The 17,112-nt window shown below is 73.5% G+C and carries 14 protein-coding genes; 8 read left to right on the top strand and 6 right to left on the bottom strand.

Going from position 1 to position 17,112, the window contains the following annotated elements:
- Positions 1-46 precede the first annotated feature (46 nt).
- From ABT288_RS33635 to ABT288_RS33625, 3 genes are all read left to right on the top strand, one after another.
- Entirely contained in the window at positions 47-505 is a 459-nt protein-coding gene (locus ABT288_RS33635; protein ID WP_351615978.1) for a DUF6325 family protein, read from the top strand.
- Between the two features lie 71 nt (positions 506-576).
- Complete coding sequence (locus ABT288_RS33630) at positions 577-909, top strand: SHOCT domain-containing protein (protein ID WP_351615976.1); 333 nt, start codon at positions 577-579, stop codon at positions 907-909.
- 32 nt (positions 910-941) lie between these two features.
- Entirely contained in the window at positions 942-1,352 is a 411-nt protein-coding gene (locus ABT288_RS33625; protein ID WP_351615973.1) for a DUF4186 domain-containing protein, read from the top strand.
- On the opposite strand, the gene ABT288_RS33620 is transcribed toward ABT288_RS33625, so the two are convergent.
- Positions 1,353-2,900 carry a M1 family metallopeptidase gene (locus tag ABT288_RS33620; RefSeq protein ID WP_351615971.1) on the bottom strand — a complete coding sequence of 516 codons (1,548 nt, stop codon included), beginning with the start codon at positions 2,898-2,900 and terminating at the stop codon, positions 1,353-1,355.
- A 212-nt stretch (positions 2,901-3,112) separates the two neighbouring features.
- Here ABT288_RS33620 and ABT288_RS33615 point away from each other — a divergent pair, with 212 nt between their 5' ends.
- From ABT288_RS33615 to ABT288_RS33605, 3 genes are all read left to right on the top strand, one after another.
- A complete protein-coding gene (locus ABT288_RS33615) occupies positions 3,113-5,332 on the top strand; it encodes an NADP-dependent isocitrate dehydrogenase (protein WP_351615968.1) in 2,220 nt (739 codons plus the stop codon).
- A 309-nt stretch (positions 5,333-5,641) separates the two neighbouring features.
- Positions 5,642-6,421 carry an N-formylglutamate amidohydrolase gene (locus tag ABT288_RS33610; protein ID WP_351615965.1) on the top strand — a complete coding sequence of 260 codons (780 nt, stop codon included), beginning with the start codon at positions 5,642-5,644 and terminating at the stop codon, positions 6,419-6,421.
- Positions 6,422-6,597: 176 nt separating this feature from the next.
- Positions 6,598-7,821, top strand: a complete 1,224-nt coding sequence (locus tag ABT288_RS33605; RefSeq protein ID WP_351615962.1) for a cytochrome P450 — start codon at positions 6,598-6,600, stop codon at positions 7,819-7,821.
- A 14-nt stretch (positions 7,822-7,835) separates the two neighbouring features.
- Here ABT288_RS33605 and ABT288_RS33600 read toward each other — a convergent pair whose 3' ends face one another.
- From ABT288_RS33600 to ABT288_RS33590, 3 genes are read right to left on the bottom strand one after another with little or no spacing between them, the layout of a single operon-like run.
- Positions 7,836-8,315: a hypothetical protein gene (locus tag ABT288_RS33600; protein ID WP_351615959.1), complete on the bottom strand. Its 480-nt coding sequence runs from the start codon at positions 8,313-8,315 to the stop codon at positions 7,836-7,838.
- Positions 8,312-8,950 carry an RNA polymerase sigma factor gene (locus ABT288_RS33595; RefSeq protein WP_351615956.1) on the bottom strand — a complete coding sequence of 213 codons (639 nt, stop codon included), beginning with the start codon at positions 8,948-8,950 and terminating at the stop codon, positions 8,312-8,314. Before ABT288_RS33595 ends, ABT288_RS33600 begins: the two co-directional genes overlap by 4 nt.
- Positions 8,947-10,371 (bottom strand): S8 family peptidase, encoded by a 1,425-nt coding sequence (locus ABT288_RS33590; protein WP_351615953.1) that lies wholly within the window; start codon positions 10,369-10,371, stop codon positions 8,947-8,949. Before ABT288_RS33590 ends, ABT288_RS33595 begins: the two co-directional genes overlap by 4 nt.
- 85 nt (positions 10,372-10,456) lie before the next feature.
- Here ABT288_RS33590 and ABT288_RS33585 point away from each other — a divergent pair, with 85 nt between their 5' ends.
- Entirely contained in the window at positions 10,457-13,060 is a 2,604-nt protein-coding gene (locus ABT288_RS33585) for a CHAT domain-containing protein (RefSeq protein ID WP_451337193.1), read from the top strand.
- 4 nt (positions 13,061-13,064) lie between these two features.
- On the opposite strand, the gene ABT288_RS33580 is transcribed toward ABT288_RS33585, so the two are convergent.
- A complete protein-coding gene (locus ABT288_RS33580) occupies positions 13,065-14,777 on the bottom strand; it encodes a LuxR family transcriptional regulator AbsR2 (RefSeq protein WP_351615947.1) in 1,713 nt (570 codons plus the stop codon).
- Positions 14,778-14,872: 95 nt separating this feature from the next.
- Here ABT288_RS33580 and absR1 point away from each other — a divergent pair, with 95 nt between their 5' ends.
- Entirely contained in the window at positions 14,873-15,967 is a 1,095-nt protein-coding gene (absR1, locus tag ABT288_RS33575) for a beta-glucuronidase AbsR1 (protein ID WP_351615944.1), read from the top strand.
- A 108-nt stretch (positions 15,968-16,075) separates the two neighbouring features.
- On the opposite strand, the gene ABT288_RS33570 is transcribed toward absR1, so the two are convergent.
- On the bottom strand, positions 16,076-17,112 hold a 1,037-nt coding region (locus ABT288_RS33570; RefSeq protein WP_351615941.1), incomplete at its 5' end, for an NtaA/DmoA family FMN-dependent monooxygenase.

Here is a 17,112-nt window from a genome sequence, read left to right as displayed (position 1 = left end):
GCGTGTTGGACTGGATACCGATTCCCATGCGTCTCGAGGAGAGGTCATGGACAGCGTCGAAGAGATGGGGCCCGTCGACTACCTGGTCATCGAGTTCCCCGGCAACCGGATGACGGGGGAGGCGTTCCCGCTGCTGGTCGATCTCGTCGACCGCGGCATCGTCCGGATCATCGACCTGGCCTTCGTCCGCAAGGAGACCGACGGTTCCGTCGTCGGTCTGGAGATGAAGGACCTCGGCGAGGAAACGGATCTGACGATCTTCGAGGGAGCGTCGGCGGGCGTGCTCGACCAGAGTGACCTGGACGAGGCGGCCAACGCGCTGGAGCCGGGCAACTCGGCCGCGGTGCTGGTGTACGAGAACCTGTGGGCCGCTCCCCTGGCCGCCGCGCTCAGGCGCAGCGGGGCCCAGCTCGTCGCGAGCGGCCGTATCCCGGTGCAGGCGCTGCTGGCGGCGCTGGACGCCACGGAGGAGACGGTGCCGCCCGGCGGCTCCACGGCAGCCTGAACCGGCACCGCGCCGCTCCCGCACTGATCCCGCACCGATCCCGCACTGATCCCCTTGGGAGATGACCGAACATGCCCGGACTGCTTCGCGGCGTCGCCCGCACAGCCGTGGTCGCCGGAACCGCCACCGCCGTGTCCAACCGCGTCTCGCGGCGGCAGGCCGGCCGCTGGGCGCAGCAGGACTACGAACGGCAGCAACAACCGTACGAGCAGCAGCAGTACGCACAGCCGCAGTACGCGCAACCGCAACAGGCGGCGCCGTCCGCTCCCGCCGCACCGCCGGCCGCGGCCCCCGACGCGATGACCGAGAGGATCAACCAGCTCAAGCAGCTGGCCGATCTGAAGGCCCAGGGTGTCCTGACGGAGGAGGAGTTCCAAGCCCAGAAGCGCCTGCTGCTGGGCTGAGCCGCGTCGAGACGACGTACGCTCGCGGCAGCATGACCACCTCGCCGGACCCCTCTTCCCTGGACCAGCGGCTGGACGCGCTCGCGCTCCAGCCGTTCCGGGCGCGGTTCCACCTGCGCGGACGGGACCGGGCGACCGCCGAGCTCAAAGGACCGGCGACGATCCGGTGGCACGCCTACGACCTGATCGCGAAGCGGCTGGCGCCCGCCGAGCCGTACAAGGACGGCAAGCAGACGCCGTACCGCGGCCATCCGGTCTTCGTCGCGCAGCACGCGACCGCCACCTGCTGCCGGGGCTGCCTGGAGCGCTGGCACGGCATTCCCAGGGGGCGGGAGCTGACCCGTGCCGAGCACGTGTACGTGGTCGAGGTGATCTGCCGGTGGATCGGGCGGGAGATGGCGGGCGGGGCAGGGAGCGGTCCCGGCCCCGCCCGCCGGGGCTGATCAGAGCGTGGCCGAGTTCTCGTGCCAGTGGCCGCCGCGCCTGCTGTGCGGGGCCATGAGGGACGAGCTCACCGGGGTCACGGTCCAGTCGGGGTGGCCCGGCATGCGCGGGGTCTTCGTGCCGTACAGCCAGTCCCGCAGGAAGCCCGTCAGGTCCTGGCCGGAGACCTCCGAGGCGACGGTGATGTAGTCCTCCGTCGACGCCGAGGAGTTCCGGTACCGGTCCAGGAAGCCGCGCTCGACGGCGTGGAAGACGTCCTCGCCGACGACCTGCCGCAGCGCGTACAGGACCAGGACGCCGCCCGTGTAGCGCTGGCTGTCGAAGAGGTTGACGGCGTTCGGGGCGGCGACCGGGCCGGAGTCGTGCCGCCACTGGTCGCCGAGGCCGTAGGTGTACTTCATACGGTCCTCGAAGGTGCTGTAGCCGAGCGAGTCGGTCCAGCCGCGCTCGTAGCGGTAGAGCAGCCCGTAGTAGTCGGCGTGGCCCTCGTTCAGCCACAGGTCGGCCCAGGTGGCGGGGCTGACCAGGTTGCCGAACCAGGAGTGGACCAGCTCGTGCATCATGTGCGAGCCGATCTTCTTCTCCTCCTGGAGCAGGAAGTTCGGCTTGTACAGGGTGAGGGTCTGGGTCTCCAGGCCGGTGAAGTCGAAGGCCTTCGGGTCGTCGGAGTTGCACGGCAGCAGCCCGTACGTCTCGAAGGGGAACGCCCCGAGCCGCTGCTCGATCCAGTCCACCAGCCCGGGGGTCAGCGCGAGCGCCGGTTCGAGAGCGGCGGCGCGGGCGGTCGGGACGACGTCGCGCAGCGGCAGCCCGTGCGGGCCCTGGCGGTCCTTGACGACGTAGTCCCCGACCGTGATCTGCACCAGCTCGGTGGCCATCGGTTCCCGGGACTCGTAGGTGTACGCGGTCAGGCCGCCGTCGAGGCTCTCCGTGCCGGTGAGGAGGCCGTTCGCCACCGCGCGGAGCCCGTCCGGGACGGTGAGGCGGAAGGTGAAACGGGCCTTGTCCGACGGGTGGTCGTTGCACGGGAAGACGGTGTGCGCGGAGTTCGGCTGCGGGCAGATCGCGAAGCCGTCCGGGGTGGGCACCCAGGCCGTGTGCGCGAGGGTGCGGTGTGGATCGGCGGAGTAGGTGACGCAGACGGTGGCCGCCGCGTCCGCCGGGAGCGGCCCGGCGGGGGTGATCCGCAGTTTCTCGTCCGCCTGCTCCCAGTCGGCCGTCCGGCCGCAGACGGACACGGAGCGTATGTCCAGGCCGAGCGCGTCGAGGGAGAACCGCGTCAGCGCGCCGGTGGTGTGGATCCGCAGGGTGGCGGTGGAATCCACCCGCTGGGTCGTGGGGTCGTAGGCGAGGTCGAGGTGGTACGACGACACGCCGTAGCCGTCGTTGCCGAGGGTGGGGAAGACAGGGTCGCCGAGGGTCTCGGGGCCCGGCTCCCCCGTTCGCCTCACGGTGCCGGCCGCCCGCGCCGGGGAGCCGACGGTCAGCGCCGTGGCCGTACCGATCAGGGCGGCCGCCGGGGCCGTCACTCTGCTGCGATATCTCATGGTCCGCCTCCGCTCGGGCGGCCGGGTGGTCGGTCCGGCCGCCGGTCGTTGACGATCACCGTGGTCGGTGGTGATCGTTTGTCATGACCACTGAGGGCGGCTGCCGGTTGCACCGGCGCGGCACCTTTCCGGCCGGGACCCCTGTCGAACGGATCCCGATCACGAGATATCTTGATGTCGAGCAATGTTGCAGACGTGGAGCGGAGCACCCGGTGACTGACTCGACCATCATCTACACCTACACAGACGAGGCCCCGGCCCTGGCGACGCATTCGTTCCTGCCGGTGATCCAGGCGTACGCCTCGCAGGCCGGTGTGCCCGTGACCACCCGGGACATCTCGCTGGCCGGACGCATCATCGCCCACTTCCCGGAGTACCTGAACGAGGACCAGCGCATCCCGGACGCGCTGGCCGAGCTGGGTGACCTGGCCAAGACGCCCGCCGCCAACATCGTCAAGCTGCCGAACATCTCGGCGTCCATCCCGCAGCTGCGCGCCGCCGTCGCCGAGCTGCAGGGCAAGGGCTACGCGCTGCCGGACTACCCGGACGACCCGAAGACCGACGAGGAGCGCGAGATCCGCGCCCGCTACGACAAGGTCAAGGGCTCCGCGGTCAACCCGGTCCTGCGTGAGGGCAACTCCGACCGCCGCGCCCCGGCCTCGGTGAAGAACTACGCCAAGACCCACCCCCACCGCATGGGCGCCTGGACCCCCGAGTCCAAGACCAATGTGACGACCATGGGCGAGAACGACTTCCGCTCCACCGAGAAGTCCGTCGTCATCGCCGAGGACGGCGCGCTGAAGATCGAGCTGGTCGGCGAGGACGGCACCACCACCGTGCTGCGCGAGTCCGTCCCGGTGCTCAAGGACGAGGTCGTCGACGCCTCCGTCATGCACGTGGCCGAGCTGGAGCAGTTCCTCGCCGCGCAGGTCGCCCGCGCCAAGCAGGAGGGCGTCCTGTTCTCCGTGCACCTGAAGGCCACGATGATGAAGGTCTCCGACCCGATCATCTTCGGTCACGTGGTGCGCGCCTTCTTCCCGAAGACGTTCGCGAAGTACGGCGAGACCCTCAAGGCGGCCGGCCTCACCCCGAACGACGGCCTCGGCGGCATCCTCAAGGGCCTGGAGAACCTGCCCGAGGGCGCCGAGATCAAGGCCTCCTTCGACGCCGAGATCGCCGAGGGCCCGGCCCTGGCGATGGTCGACTCCGACAAGGGCATCACCAACCTGCACGTCCCCTCGGACGTCATCGTCGACGCCTCCATGCCGGCGATGATCCGCACCTCCGGCCACATGTGGGGCCCGGACGGCCAGGAGGCCGACACCCTCGCCGTCATCCCGGACTCCTCCTACGCCGGTGTCTACCAGGCCGTCATCGAGGACTGCCGGGCCAACGGCGCCTACGACCCGTCCACCATGGGCTCGGTCCCGAACGTCGGCCTGATGGCGCAGAAGGCCGAGGAGTACGGCTCCCACGACAAGACCTTCGAGGTCCCGGCCGCGGGTACCGTCCGCCTGGTCGACCAGGCCGGCACCGTGCTCATCGAGCAGCCGGTCGCGCAGGGCGACATCTTCCGCGCCTGCCAGACCAAGGACGCCCCGATCCGCGACTGGGTCAAGCTGGCCGTCACCCGCGCTCGCGCCACCGGCGACCCGGCGGTGTTCTGGCTGGACGAGAACCGCGCCCACGACGCGCAGCTCATCGCCAAGGTCAAGCAGTACCTGCCGGAGCACGACACCGAGGGCCTGGACATCAGGATCCTGTCCCCGGTCGAGGCCACCAAGCTGTCGGTGGAGCGCATCCGCCGCGGCGAGAACACCATCTCCGTGACGGGCAACGTCCTGCGTGACTACCTGACCGACCTCTTCCCCATCCTGGAGCTGGGCACCAGCGCCAAGATGCTGTCGGTCGTCCCGCTGATGGCGGGCGGCGGCCTGTTCGAGACCGGCGCCGGCGGCTCCGCGCCGAAGCACGTCCAGCAGCTGGTCAAGGAGAACTACCTCCGCTGGGACTCCCTCGGTGAGTTCTTCGCGCTGGTCCCCTCCTTCGAGCAGTACGCGGCGGTCACCGGCAACGCCCGCGCCAAGGTCCTCGCCGACACCCTCGACCGCGCCACGGCGACCTTCCTCAACGAGGACAAGTCCCCGACCCGGCGCGTCGGCGGCATCGACAACCGCGGCAGCCACTTCTACCTGTCCCTGTACTGGGCGCAGGAGCTGGCCCGGCAGACCGACGACGCCGACCTGGCCAAGGCCTTCGCTCCGCTCGCCGAGACCCTCGCCGCGAACGAGCAGAAGATCGTGGACGAGCTGATCGCCGTCCAGGGCAAGCCGGCCGACATCGGCGGCTACTACCAGGTCGACAAGGCCAAGGCGGACGCGGTCATGCGCCCGTCGGCCACCTGGAACGAGGCGCTGGCGTCCCTGAGCTGACGCCTGCGGCGCCAGTGCCTGCGGCGCCCGAACCGCCCTCATGAGTGCCCCTCCGCCCCGGCCGGCAGCAACACCGGCCGGGGCGGAGGCATGTGCAGGGTGGCGGGGCAAGCAGGCGCCCCGGGCGTGGAGTTGCCGGGGCTCACTCACCAGTCGGGGGGCACGGTCAGCTCCTGCACGTCCGCGTCCCGCTCGCCCAGGGCGAGCCGGATCGCCCTCCCCTTGTCCGGCTCCCGCCGTCCCTGACGCGTCACCGCTGTGGCACCTTGATGCTGCACCACGCCACTGACAACACCCCCGGAGCCACCTGTGTCCTCCTTCGAACTCCTCCCCGGTGCCCCCGCCTCCCCCGTCCTGCTGCACGTGCCGCACTCGGCGCGGGCGATTCCCGAGGACGTGCGCCGGGGGATCGTGCTGGACGACGCCGCGCTGGAGCGGGAGTTGGACCACATCACGGACGCGCACACGGCCGAGCTCGCCGGGGCGGCCGCCGCTCTGGCCACCGTCACGCCCTGGCGGTTCGTGAACCAGCTGTCGCGGCTGGTCGTGGACCCGGAGCGGTTCCCGGACGAGCGCGAGGAGATGACGGCCGCCGGCATGGGCGCCGTGTACACCCGGACCACGCACCGGAGCGGACTACGGCCCGCGGACACCGACCCGGAGCCGCTGCTGGAGCGGTACTTCCGGCCGTACGCGCGGGCCATGACCGAGGCGGTCGCCGGACGGCTGGCGGCGACCGGGCGGGCCGTGGTGATCGACGTGCACTCCTACCCGACCGAGCCCCTCCCCTACGAGCTGCACGGCACCGGGCCGCGTCCGCCGGTGTGTCTGGGGACGGACGCCTTCCACACCCCGCCGGAGCTGACCGAGGCGGCCCGCACGGCGTTCGCGGACTGCGGGGGGATCGGGCTGGACAGCCCCTTCGCCGGAACGTACGTACCGCTGGAGTTCTACGGCACCGACGCCCGGGTCGGCGCCCTGATGGTGGAGATACGGCGAGACACCTATATGGCGGAGCCGGGCGGACCGGCCGGGCAGGGCCTCGACCGCCTGGCCACAGCACTGGCCGCGCTGGTCGACGCAGCCTGAGCGCCCCGAAGGGCCGCGGGTTGTGTCAAGGTGCGGCTCCGCCGCGTGGGCGCGACCAGCCGCAATCGGCGCTGCGCACGCCCGGCGGCACAGAGCGGCACCCCCGTGGGCGCAAAGCCCTCCACCTGGACCACTCCGACAGGACAGCCACCACTCCCCGTACCAAGGTGGTGCGCATGACCGAGGAGACGACGCTCACCGGCCACGCCCCGCCGCCCGTACGGGACTGGCCCACCCCCGACCTGGACGGAACCGACTTCGACCCGGTCCTCGCCGGCCTGATGCGCGAGGGTCCGCTGACCCGGATCCGGCTGCCGTTCGGCGAGGGCTGGGCGTGGCTGGCGACCCGCCACGACGACGTGAAGCTGATCACCAACGACCCGCGGTTCAGCCGCAGCGAGGTGACCCGCCGTCAGGTGACCCGGATGGCGCCGAACTTCGCGCCCCGCCCGGGCTCGCTGGCCTGGGCCGACCAGCCCGACCACAACCGGCTGCGCAAGCCGGTCGCCGGCGCCTTCACGGTGAGCGCCATGAAGCGGCTGCGGCCCCGCGCGCAGGAGATCCTGGACGCGCTGGTGGACGGCGTCGTACGGGACGGGCCGCCGGCCGATCTGATCGCGCGGGTGCTGGAGCCGTTCCCGCTCACCGTCGTCAGCGAGGTGATGGGCGTACCCGCCGCAGACCGGGCGCAGGTGCACGCCTGGACCCGGGAGATCATCTCCACCAACGGTGCCGAGGCGGCCGGCCGGGCCAAGGAGGGCCTGTACGGGTGGATCACCACGACCGTCCGGGCCCGGGCCCACAGCCCCGGCGAGGACGTCTACTCGATGCTGGGCGGGGCCGTGGCGCGCGGGGAGATCAGCGAACAGGAGGCCGTCGGGCTGGCCGGCCCGCTGCAGATCGGCGGCGAGGCCGTCACACACAACTGCGGCCAGATGCTGTACCTGATGCTGACCCGGCCGGAGCTGATGGAGCGGATGCGCGCGCGGCCCGAGGCCCGTGGCGCCGTGCTGGACGAGCTCTTCCGGTGGATCCCGCACCGCAACTCGGTCGGGCTCGCCCGGATCGCGCTGGAGGACGTGGAGATCGCCGGCCACCGGATCACCGCGGGCGAGCCGGTCTACGTCTCCTACCTCGCCGCCAACCGCGACCCGGCCGTCTTCCCGGACCCGGACCGCATCGACCCCGACCGCGAACCCAACCCGCACGTGGCCTTCGGCAACGGCCCGCACTTCTGCACCGGCACGCTGCTGGCCCGGCTGCAGACCGAGCTGCTGGTGGACACCCTGCTGGACCGGCTGCCCGGCCTGCGGCTCGCGGTGCCGGCCGAGGAGGTGCGCTGGCGGCACCGGACGATGATCCGCGGGCCGAGGACGCTGCCCGTGACCTGGTCCGTGTGACGTCCTGAGCCGGATCACGCCCGCAGCCACTCCGTGACGATCACCTCCGCGCCGGTCCGCAGCCTGAGGGCGAACGGGCCGGCGGGTGGTGTGTCGCTGGTGAAGCGGCCGAGGGTGTCGGCCGTGACCGGGCGGGCGGTCTGCGGGCCGCCGAGCACCTCGATGCGCGCGGACTGCGGCGGCAGCACCTGGCCGATCAGCCCGTCCTCGGTGACCTCGACGTCGACGGTGACCTCGCCCGCGCTGAACGTCAGCATCCGGGGGGCGTCCGTCACGCCCCTGACCGGCAGCGCGTCCACGAGCGAGTCGAAGGTCAGCTCGGCGATCCTCGCGTCCAGGTCGTGGAACGCGTAGGCATCCAGGGCGAGTTGGAGCAGGGCGTCCGGGACGGGGTCGAGGACGGCGGCCGCCTGGCGCAGTTCCTCCTCCAGCAGGGAGTCCGCCAACTCCTCGTCCGTCCCGCCCGGTTCCGGGAACCGATGGTCGTTGTTCACGCCGCACCCCGTGCGTTCATCCGGGCCCGCAGCCGGCGCAGACAGCGCTGGCGCAGTGGTCCGATACTGCCGACCGCGATACCGAGCGCGGCCGAGATCTCACCGTAGCTGGGCGGCGGGGAGGCCACCAGCACGCGCAGCAGCTGCCGGCAGCGCTCCCCCATTCCGTCCAGCTCCTGCCACAGGCGGCGTACCCGCTCGGCCCGGTCCGCCGCCTCCTCCGAATCGATCAGCGACTCCTCCGGGGTCCGGTCGTCGCTGGCCCGGTCCAGCACCAGCGGATCGTCCGTCAGGGTCAGCCGGGTCAGGCTCCTGAGCACTTTCAGGCACTCGTGGCGGGCCGTACTGGCCAGCCAGGAACCCGTCTTGTCGGGTTCGCGGATCCGGCCCAGGTGCTGGGCGAAGCGGAACCACACGGTCTGGTAGACCTCGTGCCCGTCGGCGTCGGAGAGCCGGTGTGCGCGCACGACCGACCACACCAGCGGACTCATCCCTTCCACCAGCGCCTTCCAGGCCGCGGCGTCCCCGTCGACGGCGGACCGGACGAGCGCGCCGACCTCTGTTCGGTCCACGGCTCCACCCCTCGTGTACGGCACGTCATCGTACGCCGTGGAGTGGAGCGTTCCGCACCTCATGCGGGCACGGCCGGGGCCACGACCGGGACCGGGCGCCAGGTGGCCGGGCGGAGCGCCGGGACGAGCGCCCCGCGCACCTCGGCGGTGTCCGTCGTGGCCGCGAGCAGCCGGGTGAGCGCGGTGCGCGGGTCGCGCTCCCCGTGCGCCGTCATCCGGGCGGCGACGAGGCCCGCGGCGACCGGCGTGGCGAAGGAGGTGCCGCTCCACTGCGCGAGGCCGTCGAACATCACCTGGTCCGGCTTGGCCCCGGTGCTCTCCCGGCCCTCGCTCAACACGCCGGTGTGGCGCGGGAACTGGCAGGTGCACGGGTAGTCGAAGCCGTACCGGCAGGCGTCGTAGGTGGAGTGCTGGTAGACGTACGGCACGGGGGTGTCGAAGCCGGTGAGGGCGCTGGTGAGGCGCTCGCCGGGGGCGTGGACCCGCACCCAGGGGCCGTGGTTGCTGAAGCAGGCCGCGCCGTCGCCGTCGGCGCGCAGTGCGCCGACCGACAGCACGCTGTCGGCGTACTCGGGCAGCGCGGCGTAGGCCGCGGGCCAGAACGGCGTGTCGCCGGCGTTGTTGCCGGCGGCGGCCACCAGCAGGGTGCGCTGCTCGCGCAGTTCGCGCATGAACGCGTCCAGCCCGATCAGTCCGTCGCCGCCCTCGGTCGTGGTGCCGGCGGAGAGGCTGATGATGTCGGGCCAGCCGCCCTGGTCGACCGCCTCGAAGAGCCGGGCGCCGAACTCGGACTCCAGGATCGCCCCGGCGTCGTTCAGGGTTCCGCGGACGGTGATCGCGGTGTTGGGCGCGACGGCCGCGAGGATCCCGGCGATGAACGTGCCGTGGCCGACGTACTGGCGCAGCACCCCGTCGGCACCGGTCTCGGCCGTCTGGGCGTCGCCCGTGGTGTGGGCGAGCAGCGGGTAGGAGCGGTGGTCGTGCACCAGGCCGGTGTCGATCACGAGGACGCCGACGGCGCTGTCCGCGTCGTAACGCCCGTCGGCGGCGGCCGGGTTGGCCTGTCGGGTGCGCGCGACGGGCGCCGGCTCGTCGGCGGGGCAGGCGTTGACCGCGATGTGCATCACGTGGTTACGGCTCACCAGCCGGCGGCCGCGGCGGTCCTCGGCCTCCCGCAGGGCGCGCAGCGCGTGCGGGACGGTGTCGTCGCCGGAACCCGGGGCGCCGGTGCGGATGCGGGTGACGCCGGTGCGGTTGGTCTCCGGGCCGTCCCGCCGGACGTGCGCGGGGTCCAGGCCCTCGGTCGCGGTGAAGTGGGCGCGCACGGCGTCCTCGACGACCATCGCCTCCTCGCCGTCCCGGGCCAGGACGACGCCCTTCTCGTAGAGGAAATGGGCGTCCTCCCCCGGCCCCATGGCCAGGGACACGTCCGGCATGGAGCGCTGGATGTGCTCGAACTGTTCGTGGAACCGCTGTGGAGCCATGACCTGTCCTCCCCCTGAAGACGGTGTTCGACAGTGAGAGTCGCGGGGCCACCGTCTGATACAGCAGGCCACTACCATGCGAGACGTGACGGCGGGAAGCGAGTCGGTTCTCGAACTGCTGCCCCTGGTTTTCGCCGACCCGGGCGAGGCCCGGGCACGCGCGGAACAGGTGCTGGGGGCCGGTCCGCCGCCGCTGCACGCCAGCGTCGCCCACCAGGTGCTGGGCATCTGGCAGCGGGACTTCGGGGATCTGCGGATCGCGCTCAGGCATCTGCGCCGGGCCCGGGACCTGGCCGCGCGCGCCGAGTCGGCCGACCGCGAGGCGGATGTGCTCGCCACGCTCGGGGTCGCACTGGTGCACGCGGGGCGCACGCGGCAGGGGCTCACCTCCTTCGAGCGCGGGGTCTCCCGGGGCAGCGGGCACACCCGGGCCCGGGTGCTGTACCGGCGGGCGTACGTGTGGTGGGTGCTGGGGCATCACCGGGAGGCGCTGGAGGACGTACGGCGGGCGCTGCCGGTGCTGCGGCAGCTCGGCGACGACATCTGGACCGCGCGGGCGCTGACCCTGCGGGCCACCGTGCATCTGGCGCTCGGCGCGGTGGACCGGGCGGTCGCGGACTTCACGGCGGCGGAGCGGCTGTGGGACACCACCGGCCAGGAGCACGACAAGGCCGACGCGGTGGAGAGCCGGGGTCTGGCCGCGTTCCGGTCCGGGGACATCCCGGCGGCCCTGCGGCTGCTGGACGAGGCCGAGGAGCGGTACGCCAAACTCGGCACGCCCACCTACATGCTGTCCCTGCGGCGCTGCGAGGTGCTGATGGCGGCCGGGCTCGCCCCGGAGGCGCTGGCCGAGGCCGACGCGACGACAGCGCTGCTGGACCGGATCGGCGGGCAGTCCACCCGCAAGGCCGAGCTGCTGCTGGCCGCCGCGCGGGCCGCCCGCTCGGCCGGGGACGCGCACACCGCCGTGGCCCGCGCCGCGGTCGCCGTACGGCTGTTCGCGGCACAGCGCCGGATGTGGTGGGAGCAGCATGCCCGGCTGGTGCTGATCGAGGCCCGGGTGGCGGCCGGGCGCCGCTCGGGACGGCTGGTGGCGGACGCGGCGGCGGTCGCCGGGAAGCTGGCCTCCTTCGGGTCGCCCGCCGCGCCGGAGGCCTCCCTGCTCGCGGGCCGGATCGCGCTCGCGCTGGGCTGGACCGCCGACGCCGAACGGCATCTGGCGGTGGCCGCGCGCAGCCGGTACGGCGGCCCGCCGCCGGCGCGGGTGACGGGCTGGGCGGCACAGGCGCTCCGGGCGCGCGCGGCCGGGTCCCGGCGGGGCGTGCTGGAGGCCTGCCGGCGCGGCCTGGACGTGCTGGACGACCACCGGATGACGCTCGGTGCCTCGGAGCTGCGGGCGCACGCCACCGCGCAGGGCGCCGAACTGGCCGCGCTGGCCCAGGAGGTGAGTCTCGCGCAGGGCTCGCCGCGCCGGCTGCTGCAGTGGAGCGAGCGCTGGCGGGCGACGGTGCTGTCCGCGCCGCCCACCCGGCCGCCCGCCGACCCGGCGCTGCTCAGCGGCCTGACCGCCTACCGGGAGATCGCGGCCCGCGCCGAGGAGGCCCGGATGGAGGGCCGTCCGGTGCCCGCGCTGGAGCGCGAACAGCGGCGTCTGGAACGGGAGATCCGCTCCCGCACCCACCACATACGCGGCTCCGCCCCGCACGAGGGCGACCGCTTCGACGCGGCCCGGCTGCTGGACCGGCTCGGCGAGGCGCGCCTGGTGGAACTCGCCGTGGTCGACGGGCGGGTGCACGTCCTGCTGTGCGGACAGGGCCGGGTACGGCGGTTCACCGGCGGCCCGCTGGCCGAGGCGGTGGCCGAGGCCGAGTACGTCCAGGCCGGGCTGCGGCGCCTCGCCCATCCCGGCGCCGAGGCCCGGCTGCCGCTGGTGGAGGCCGCGGGCCTGCGCCTGCAGGAACTGCTGCTGGGCGGGGCCGTACCGCATCTGGGCCCGGGCCCGGTGGTGGTCGTGCCGCCGGGGGCGCTGCACCGGGTGCCGTGGGCGCTGCTGCCCGCGCTGCGCGAGAGGGTGCTCAGTGTGTCCCCGTCGGCGGGCAGCTGGCTGCGGGCCCGCGAGACCGAGCCGCCGCCGGGCGGCCGGCATGTGCTGGTGCGCGGCCCGGGTCTCGCGTCCGGCGGCGCGGAGGTACCGGAACTGGCCGCCCGCCACGGTGCGGCGACGGTCCTGGAGGGCGACGACGCCCAGGTCCCGCGGGTCCTGGAACACCTCGACGGGGCGGCCCTCGCGCACCTCGCGGCCCACGGCACGTTCCGCGCCGACAGCCCGCTGTTCTCCGCGCTCCGCATGGCCGACGGCCCGCTGATCGTGCACGACTTCGAACGGCTCACCCGCAGCCCGTACCGGATCATCCTCTCCAGCTGTGACACCGCCCGCCTCGCCTCCGTCGGCGCCGACGAACTCCTCGGCCTGGTCACCGCGTTGCTGCCGCTCGGCACGGCCGGGGTGGTGGCGAGCAGCGCCCCGGTCAACGACGCTGCCGTGGTCCCCCTGATGCTCGCCCTGCACAAGGGCCTGGGCGCGGGACTGTCGTTGGCGGAGGCGCTCCGGGACGCCCGCGCCGCCCTGCCCGAGGACCCGGTCCACCAGGCGACGGGCTGGGCGTTCGCGGCGTTCGGTGCGGCGTAGGCCCCTACGCGGACTCGCACAGCCACGGCAGTGCTCCCCGGTCCCCCGTGCCGAGCCTGCTGTACGCGCTGTACAGATGGTTCCCGACCGTCCGCACGGACAGGGTCAGCCGCTCGGCGATCTCCCGGTTGCTGAGCCCCGCCGCGGCCAGCGTCACGATCTGCCGCTGCCGGGCGGTCAGTTCGCCGAGGACCAGTCCGGCCAGCGCGGGCGTCCGCGCGCCCTGGCACCGCCGCGCGAGCGCGACCGCCCGGGTGCGGGACACCCGCGCGGCCCGCGGATCCCGGTGGACCCGTACGGCCTGGGCGTACGCTTCGGCCGCGAACAGCCGGAACCCACGCTCCGCCAGGCCCTCGGCGGCCCGGTCCAGTCCGGACCCGTCCTCCCGCGCCAGCGCTTCGGCGTGCCGCTCGAACACACTGCCGGCGGGCAGCCGCCCCGCGGCCCGCTCGGGTTCACCACGGCGTACGGCGGCGTAGCGGGCGTACGGATCATCACCGACCGCCTCCTCCGCCTCGCCGTCGGCCAGCCGCAGCTCGGCAAGGCATCCCGGGTCTCCCGGCGCGCCCCGCAGCCCCTCCCGAGCCCAGGCGGCGGCGTCGCGTACCTCTCCCCGGAGCCGGGCGAACCGGGCGCGGGCGGCGGCGTACCCGGCGGGGAGTGCGGCGCCCTCCGCCACCAGCCACTCCCCCACCGGTGTCGGCACCGGCCGGACGTCGAGCCGTTCGATCCGCCGTGCCAGGGCCTGCCGTTCGGCCTCCAGGGCCGGACCGTGGTCGTGCGGAGCGCTGGTCAGCCGGCGGGCACGCAGGCGGCCGGCCGTGGCCCGCAGGGCCGGCCCGTGCAGGGGATCGGCGAGGGTGACGCCGCCCTGGTCGTCGACGTGGATCAGTCCGTCCGTCTCCAGGCGCTCCAGGACCTCCAGGTCGAGGTCTTCCCGCGCCGGCGACAACGGCAGCGGCTCGGCGAACGCCAGCCGTTCCAGCGTGTCCCGCTCGCCGGGGCCGGAGTGCTCCAGCACCGGGGCGAGCCGCTCGCGTACGGCCGCGGTGACCGGCAGCGGCCCCCGCCAGGCCCGCTCCCGCGTTCCCGGAACGGGGGTCAGCCGCCCGGCCGTGCCGAGCGCGGCGACCAGGTCGCGCAGCAGCCGCAGGTCGCCCCGGCACATCCGGTGCAGGCGGCGGACGGTGAGCGGTTCCAGCCGGGCGGCGGCGAGCAGGTGGGCGACGTCCTCGCAGGGCAGCGGTTCCAGGGCCAGCCGGGGCAGCAGCTCACCGGTCCACAGCCGGGACACCGCACCGGGCGCGGGCACACCGTCCACGGCGGCCACGACCAGCCGGGTGCGGCCATGCACGGCGAGCTGGTGGACGAGGGCGGCGGAGGCCTCGTCCAGCAGATGGGCGTCGTCCACGACCAGGAGCCGTACGCCGGACAGGATCCGCACCGCGCGGTGCAGCGAGACGGTGTCGGGCAGCAGGTGGGCGAAGGCCGCGAAGGGCAGGCCCTGGGCCTGGGGCATGCCGGTGACCAGGGCGTGCTCCGTGCCCCGGACCGCCTCGGTGATCAGCCGGGTCTTGCCGTGGCCGGCCGGTGCGGTCACCACGATGCCGTTCCGGCCGCCGGCCGACGAGGCGCGCACCAGCTCCAGTTCGTCCTCCCGGCCGGTGAACGGCCAGGGCAGCTCCAGCGTCTTCGCGTCCTGCTCGTAGTTCCTCACATCATGGAGAGCGCGCGTACTCAGGTTTGATACAGGGCGACTTGAGTAGCCCCCGACTCAGGCGCCCGGCTGCGGCAGGCGAGCATGCTGGCCGCATGACCCGACGCCTCTGCTCGCTCCCGCGGCAGCCGGCCCCGTGCTTCGCACCGGGGCTGACCGCCGAGCGGCTGGGCGCGCTGCTCGCCGGGCGGCGGATGTGGGTCAACGGCACGGTGCTGCACTACGCCTTCTTCGACAGCGTGGGCGACGGTTCCGCCGCCTCGGTGATCCCGGTCCCGGGCACCGGTGAGCTGCGCCGGGTGCCGTGGGCCGGCGGCGAGGAGCAGCAGGACGTGGTCCGCGACTGCTTCCGCGAGTGGCAGGGGCTCGGGATCGGCCTCACGTTCGCCGAGGTCGGCGACCGGCGCGAGGCCGAGCTGCGGATCGGGTTCCAGACCGGTGGCGGTTCCTGGTCGGCGGTGGGCCGGGAGGCGCTGGCGGTGGGCCGGAGCGAGCGCACCATGAACCTGGGCTGGGACGTGACCGGGCCCGGGGAGCGCGACACGGTCCTGCACCAGATCGGGCACGCGCTCGGCATGGTGCACGAGCACCAGAGCCCGTACGCCGGGCTCCACTGGGACGACGAGGCCGTGTACGCCGAGCTGGCGGGTCCGCCGAACTTCTGGGGCCGGGAGACGACGTACACGAACGTCCTGCGCGAGCTGGACGCCGGCGAGGCGAGCTGCTCGGTGTGGGACCCGCAGTCGGTGATGACGTTCCCGTTCGGACCGGGGCTGGTGCTGGAGCCGGAGCAGTACCGCGGGGGGCTGTCTCCGTCCGCTGGGCCGTCCCCGGCCGACAAGGAGTTCGTGCTGCGCTGGTATCCGCCCGCCGCCCCGGCGGGGCCGGCCGCGCTGGTGCCGTTCCGGTCGGCGCCGCTCGGTCTCGGGCCGGGCGAGCAGGCCGACTTCACCGTCGAGCCGCCGGAGACCCGCGACTACACCGTGGGCACCTTCGGCGACGCCGACACCGTGCTCGTGGTCTTCGAGGAGCGCGACGGGGTGCCGCGCTTCCTCGCCGGCCACGACGACGGCGGCACGCCGGACAACGCCGCCGTCCGGGTGCGGCTCGTCAGGGGCCGCCGCTATGTCGTCCGCGTCCGTCCGTACTCCACGTGGGGGTCGGGAGAGACGGCGGTCATGTGCTGGTGAGCACACGCCGACGGCATACGCCACAGTCCGGCACCGGGGGAGCGGCCGTGGACGTCACCTACGGGGGAGGTGACGTCCACGGCCACGCCGGCGTGCGCGGGCGCCGGTTCACGAGGCGGCCCGCTCGGCCGAGGCGTGCACGTCGGCGTCGGGGTGGGCGAGACCGAGGTGGTCGCGCAGGGTCGTGCCCGCGTAGTCGGCGCGGAAGACGCCCTGTTCCTGGAGCAGGGGTACGACCTGGTCGGCGAAGGGGTCGAGGCCGCCGGGGGTGATGTGCGGGACGAGGATGAATCCGTCGGCGGCATCCGCCTGGACGAAGTCGTTGATGGCCTGGGCGACCGTGGCCGGGCAGCCGACGAAGGTCTGCCGGTTGCCGGTGTTGATGACCAGGTCGCGGATGGACCACTGGTTCGCCTCGGCGAGCTGCCGCCACTCACGGGCGATGGCGATCGGGTCCCGGTACATCCGCACCTGGGCACGGCCCCGGGAGATGTGGTCCTCGCTCACCACCGGGTCGACATCGGGCAGCGGGCCCTCCGGGTCGTAGGCCGACAGGTCCCGGTTCCAGACGAACTCCAGGTGTTTGACGGCGGTCGCGCCGCTGACCTGCTGCCGGCGCACCTCGCGGGCGAGCTCGGCGGCCTCCTGGTCGGTGTCGCCGAGGACGAAGGTGGCGGCGGGCAGGATGAGGAGCTGGTCGGGGCGGCGGCCGTAGGTGGCGAGGCGGGACTTGACGTCGGTGTAGAAGGCCTGGCCCTCCTTCAGCGTGGAGTAGCGGCTGAAGATCGCGTCCGCGTCGGACGCCGCGAACTCGCGGCCCTCGTCGGAGTCGCCGGCCTGGAAGATCACCGGGCGTCCCTGCGGGGAGCGCGGGACGTTGAACCGGCCGTGGATGTCGAAGTGCTGTCCCTGGTGCACGAAGGCGCCGGCCCGGGCGTCGCGGAGGAAGGTGCCGGTGGCCTGGTCGGCGAGGATCTCGTCGCCGTGCCAGGAGTCGAAGAGTTCGTGCGCGGTGGCCAGGAACTCCTTGGCACGGGAGTAGCGCTCCTGCTGCGGCAGGAAGCCGCCGCGGCGGAAGTTCTCGCCGGTGAAGGCGTCCCAGGAGGTGACCACGTTCCACGCGGAGCGGCCGCCGGAGAGGTGGT

Origin of the sequence: Streptomyces sp. NPDC001093 (genome assembly GCF_040298985.1) — a bacterium.
GTDB lineage: Bacteria > Actinomycetota > Actinomycetes > Streptomycetales > Streptomycetaceae > Streptomyces.
Note: the sequence above shows the minus strand (reverse complement) of the source record. Positions and strands in the feature narration are given on the sequence as shown.

Coding starts and splice junctions, on each gene's coding strand:
- ABT288_RS33635 (WP_351615978.1), top strand. CDS start 47: ATGGACAGCGTCGAAGAGATGGGGCCCGTCGACTACCTGGTCATCGAG.
- ABT288_RS33630 (WP_351615976.1), top strand. CDS start 577: ATGCCCGGACTGCTTCGCGGCGTCGCCCGCACAGCCGTGGTCGCCGGA.
- ABT288_RS33620 (WP_351615971.1), bottom strand. CDS start 2,900: ATGAGATATCGCAGCAGAGTGACGGCCCCGGCGGCCGCCCTGATCGGT.
- ABT288_RS33605 (WP_351615962.1), top strand. CDS start 6,598: ATGACCGAGGAGACGACGCTCACCGGCCACGCCCCGCCGCCCGTACGG.
- ABT288_RS33625 (WP_351615973.1), top strand. CDS start 942: ATGACCACCTCGCCGGACCCCTCTTCCCTGGACCAGCGGCTGGACGCG.
- ABT288_RS33590 (WP_351615953.1), bottom strand. CDS start 10,371: ATGGCTCCACAGCGGTTCCACGAACAGTTCGAGCACATCCAGCGCTCC.
- absR1 (WP_351615944.1), top strand. CDS start 14,873: ATGACCCGACGCCTCTGCTCGCTCCCGCGGCAGCCGGCCCCGTGCTTC.
- ABT288_RS33595 (WP_351615956.1), bottom strand. CDS start 8,950: ATGAGGTGCGGAACGCTCCACTCCACGGCGTACGATGACGTGCCGTAC.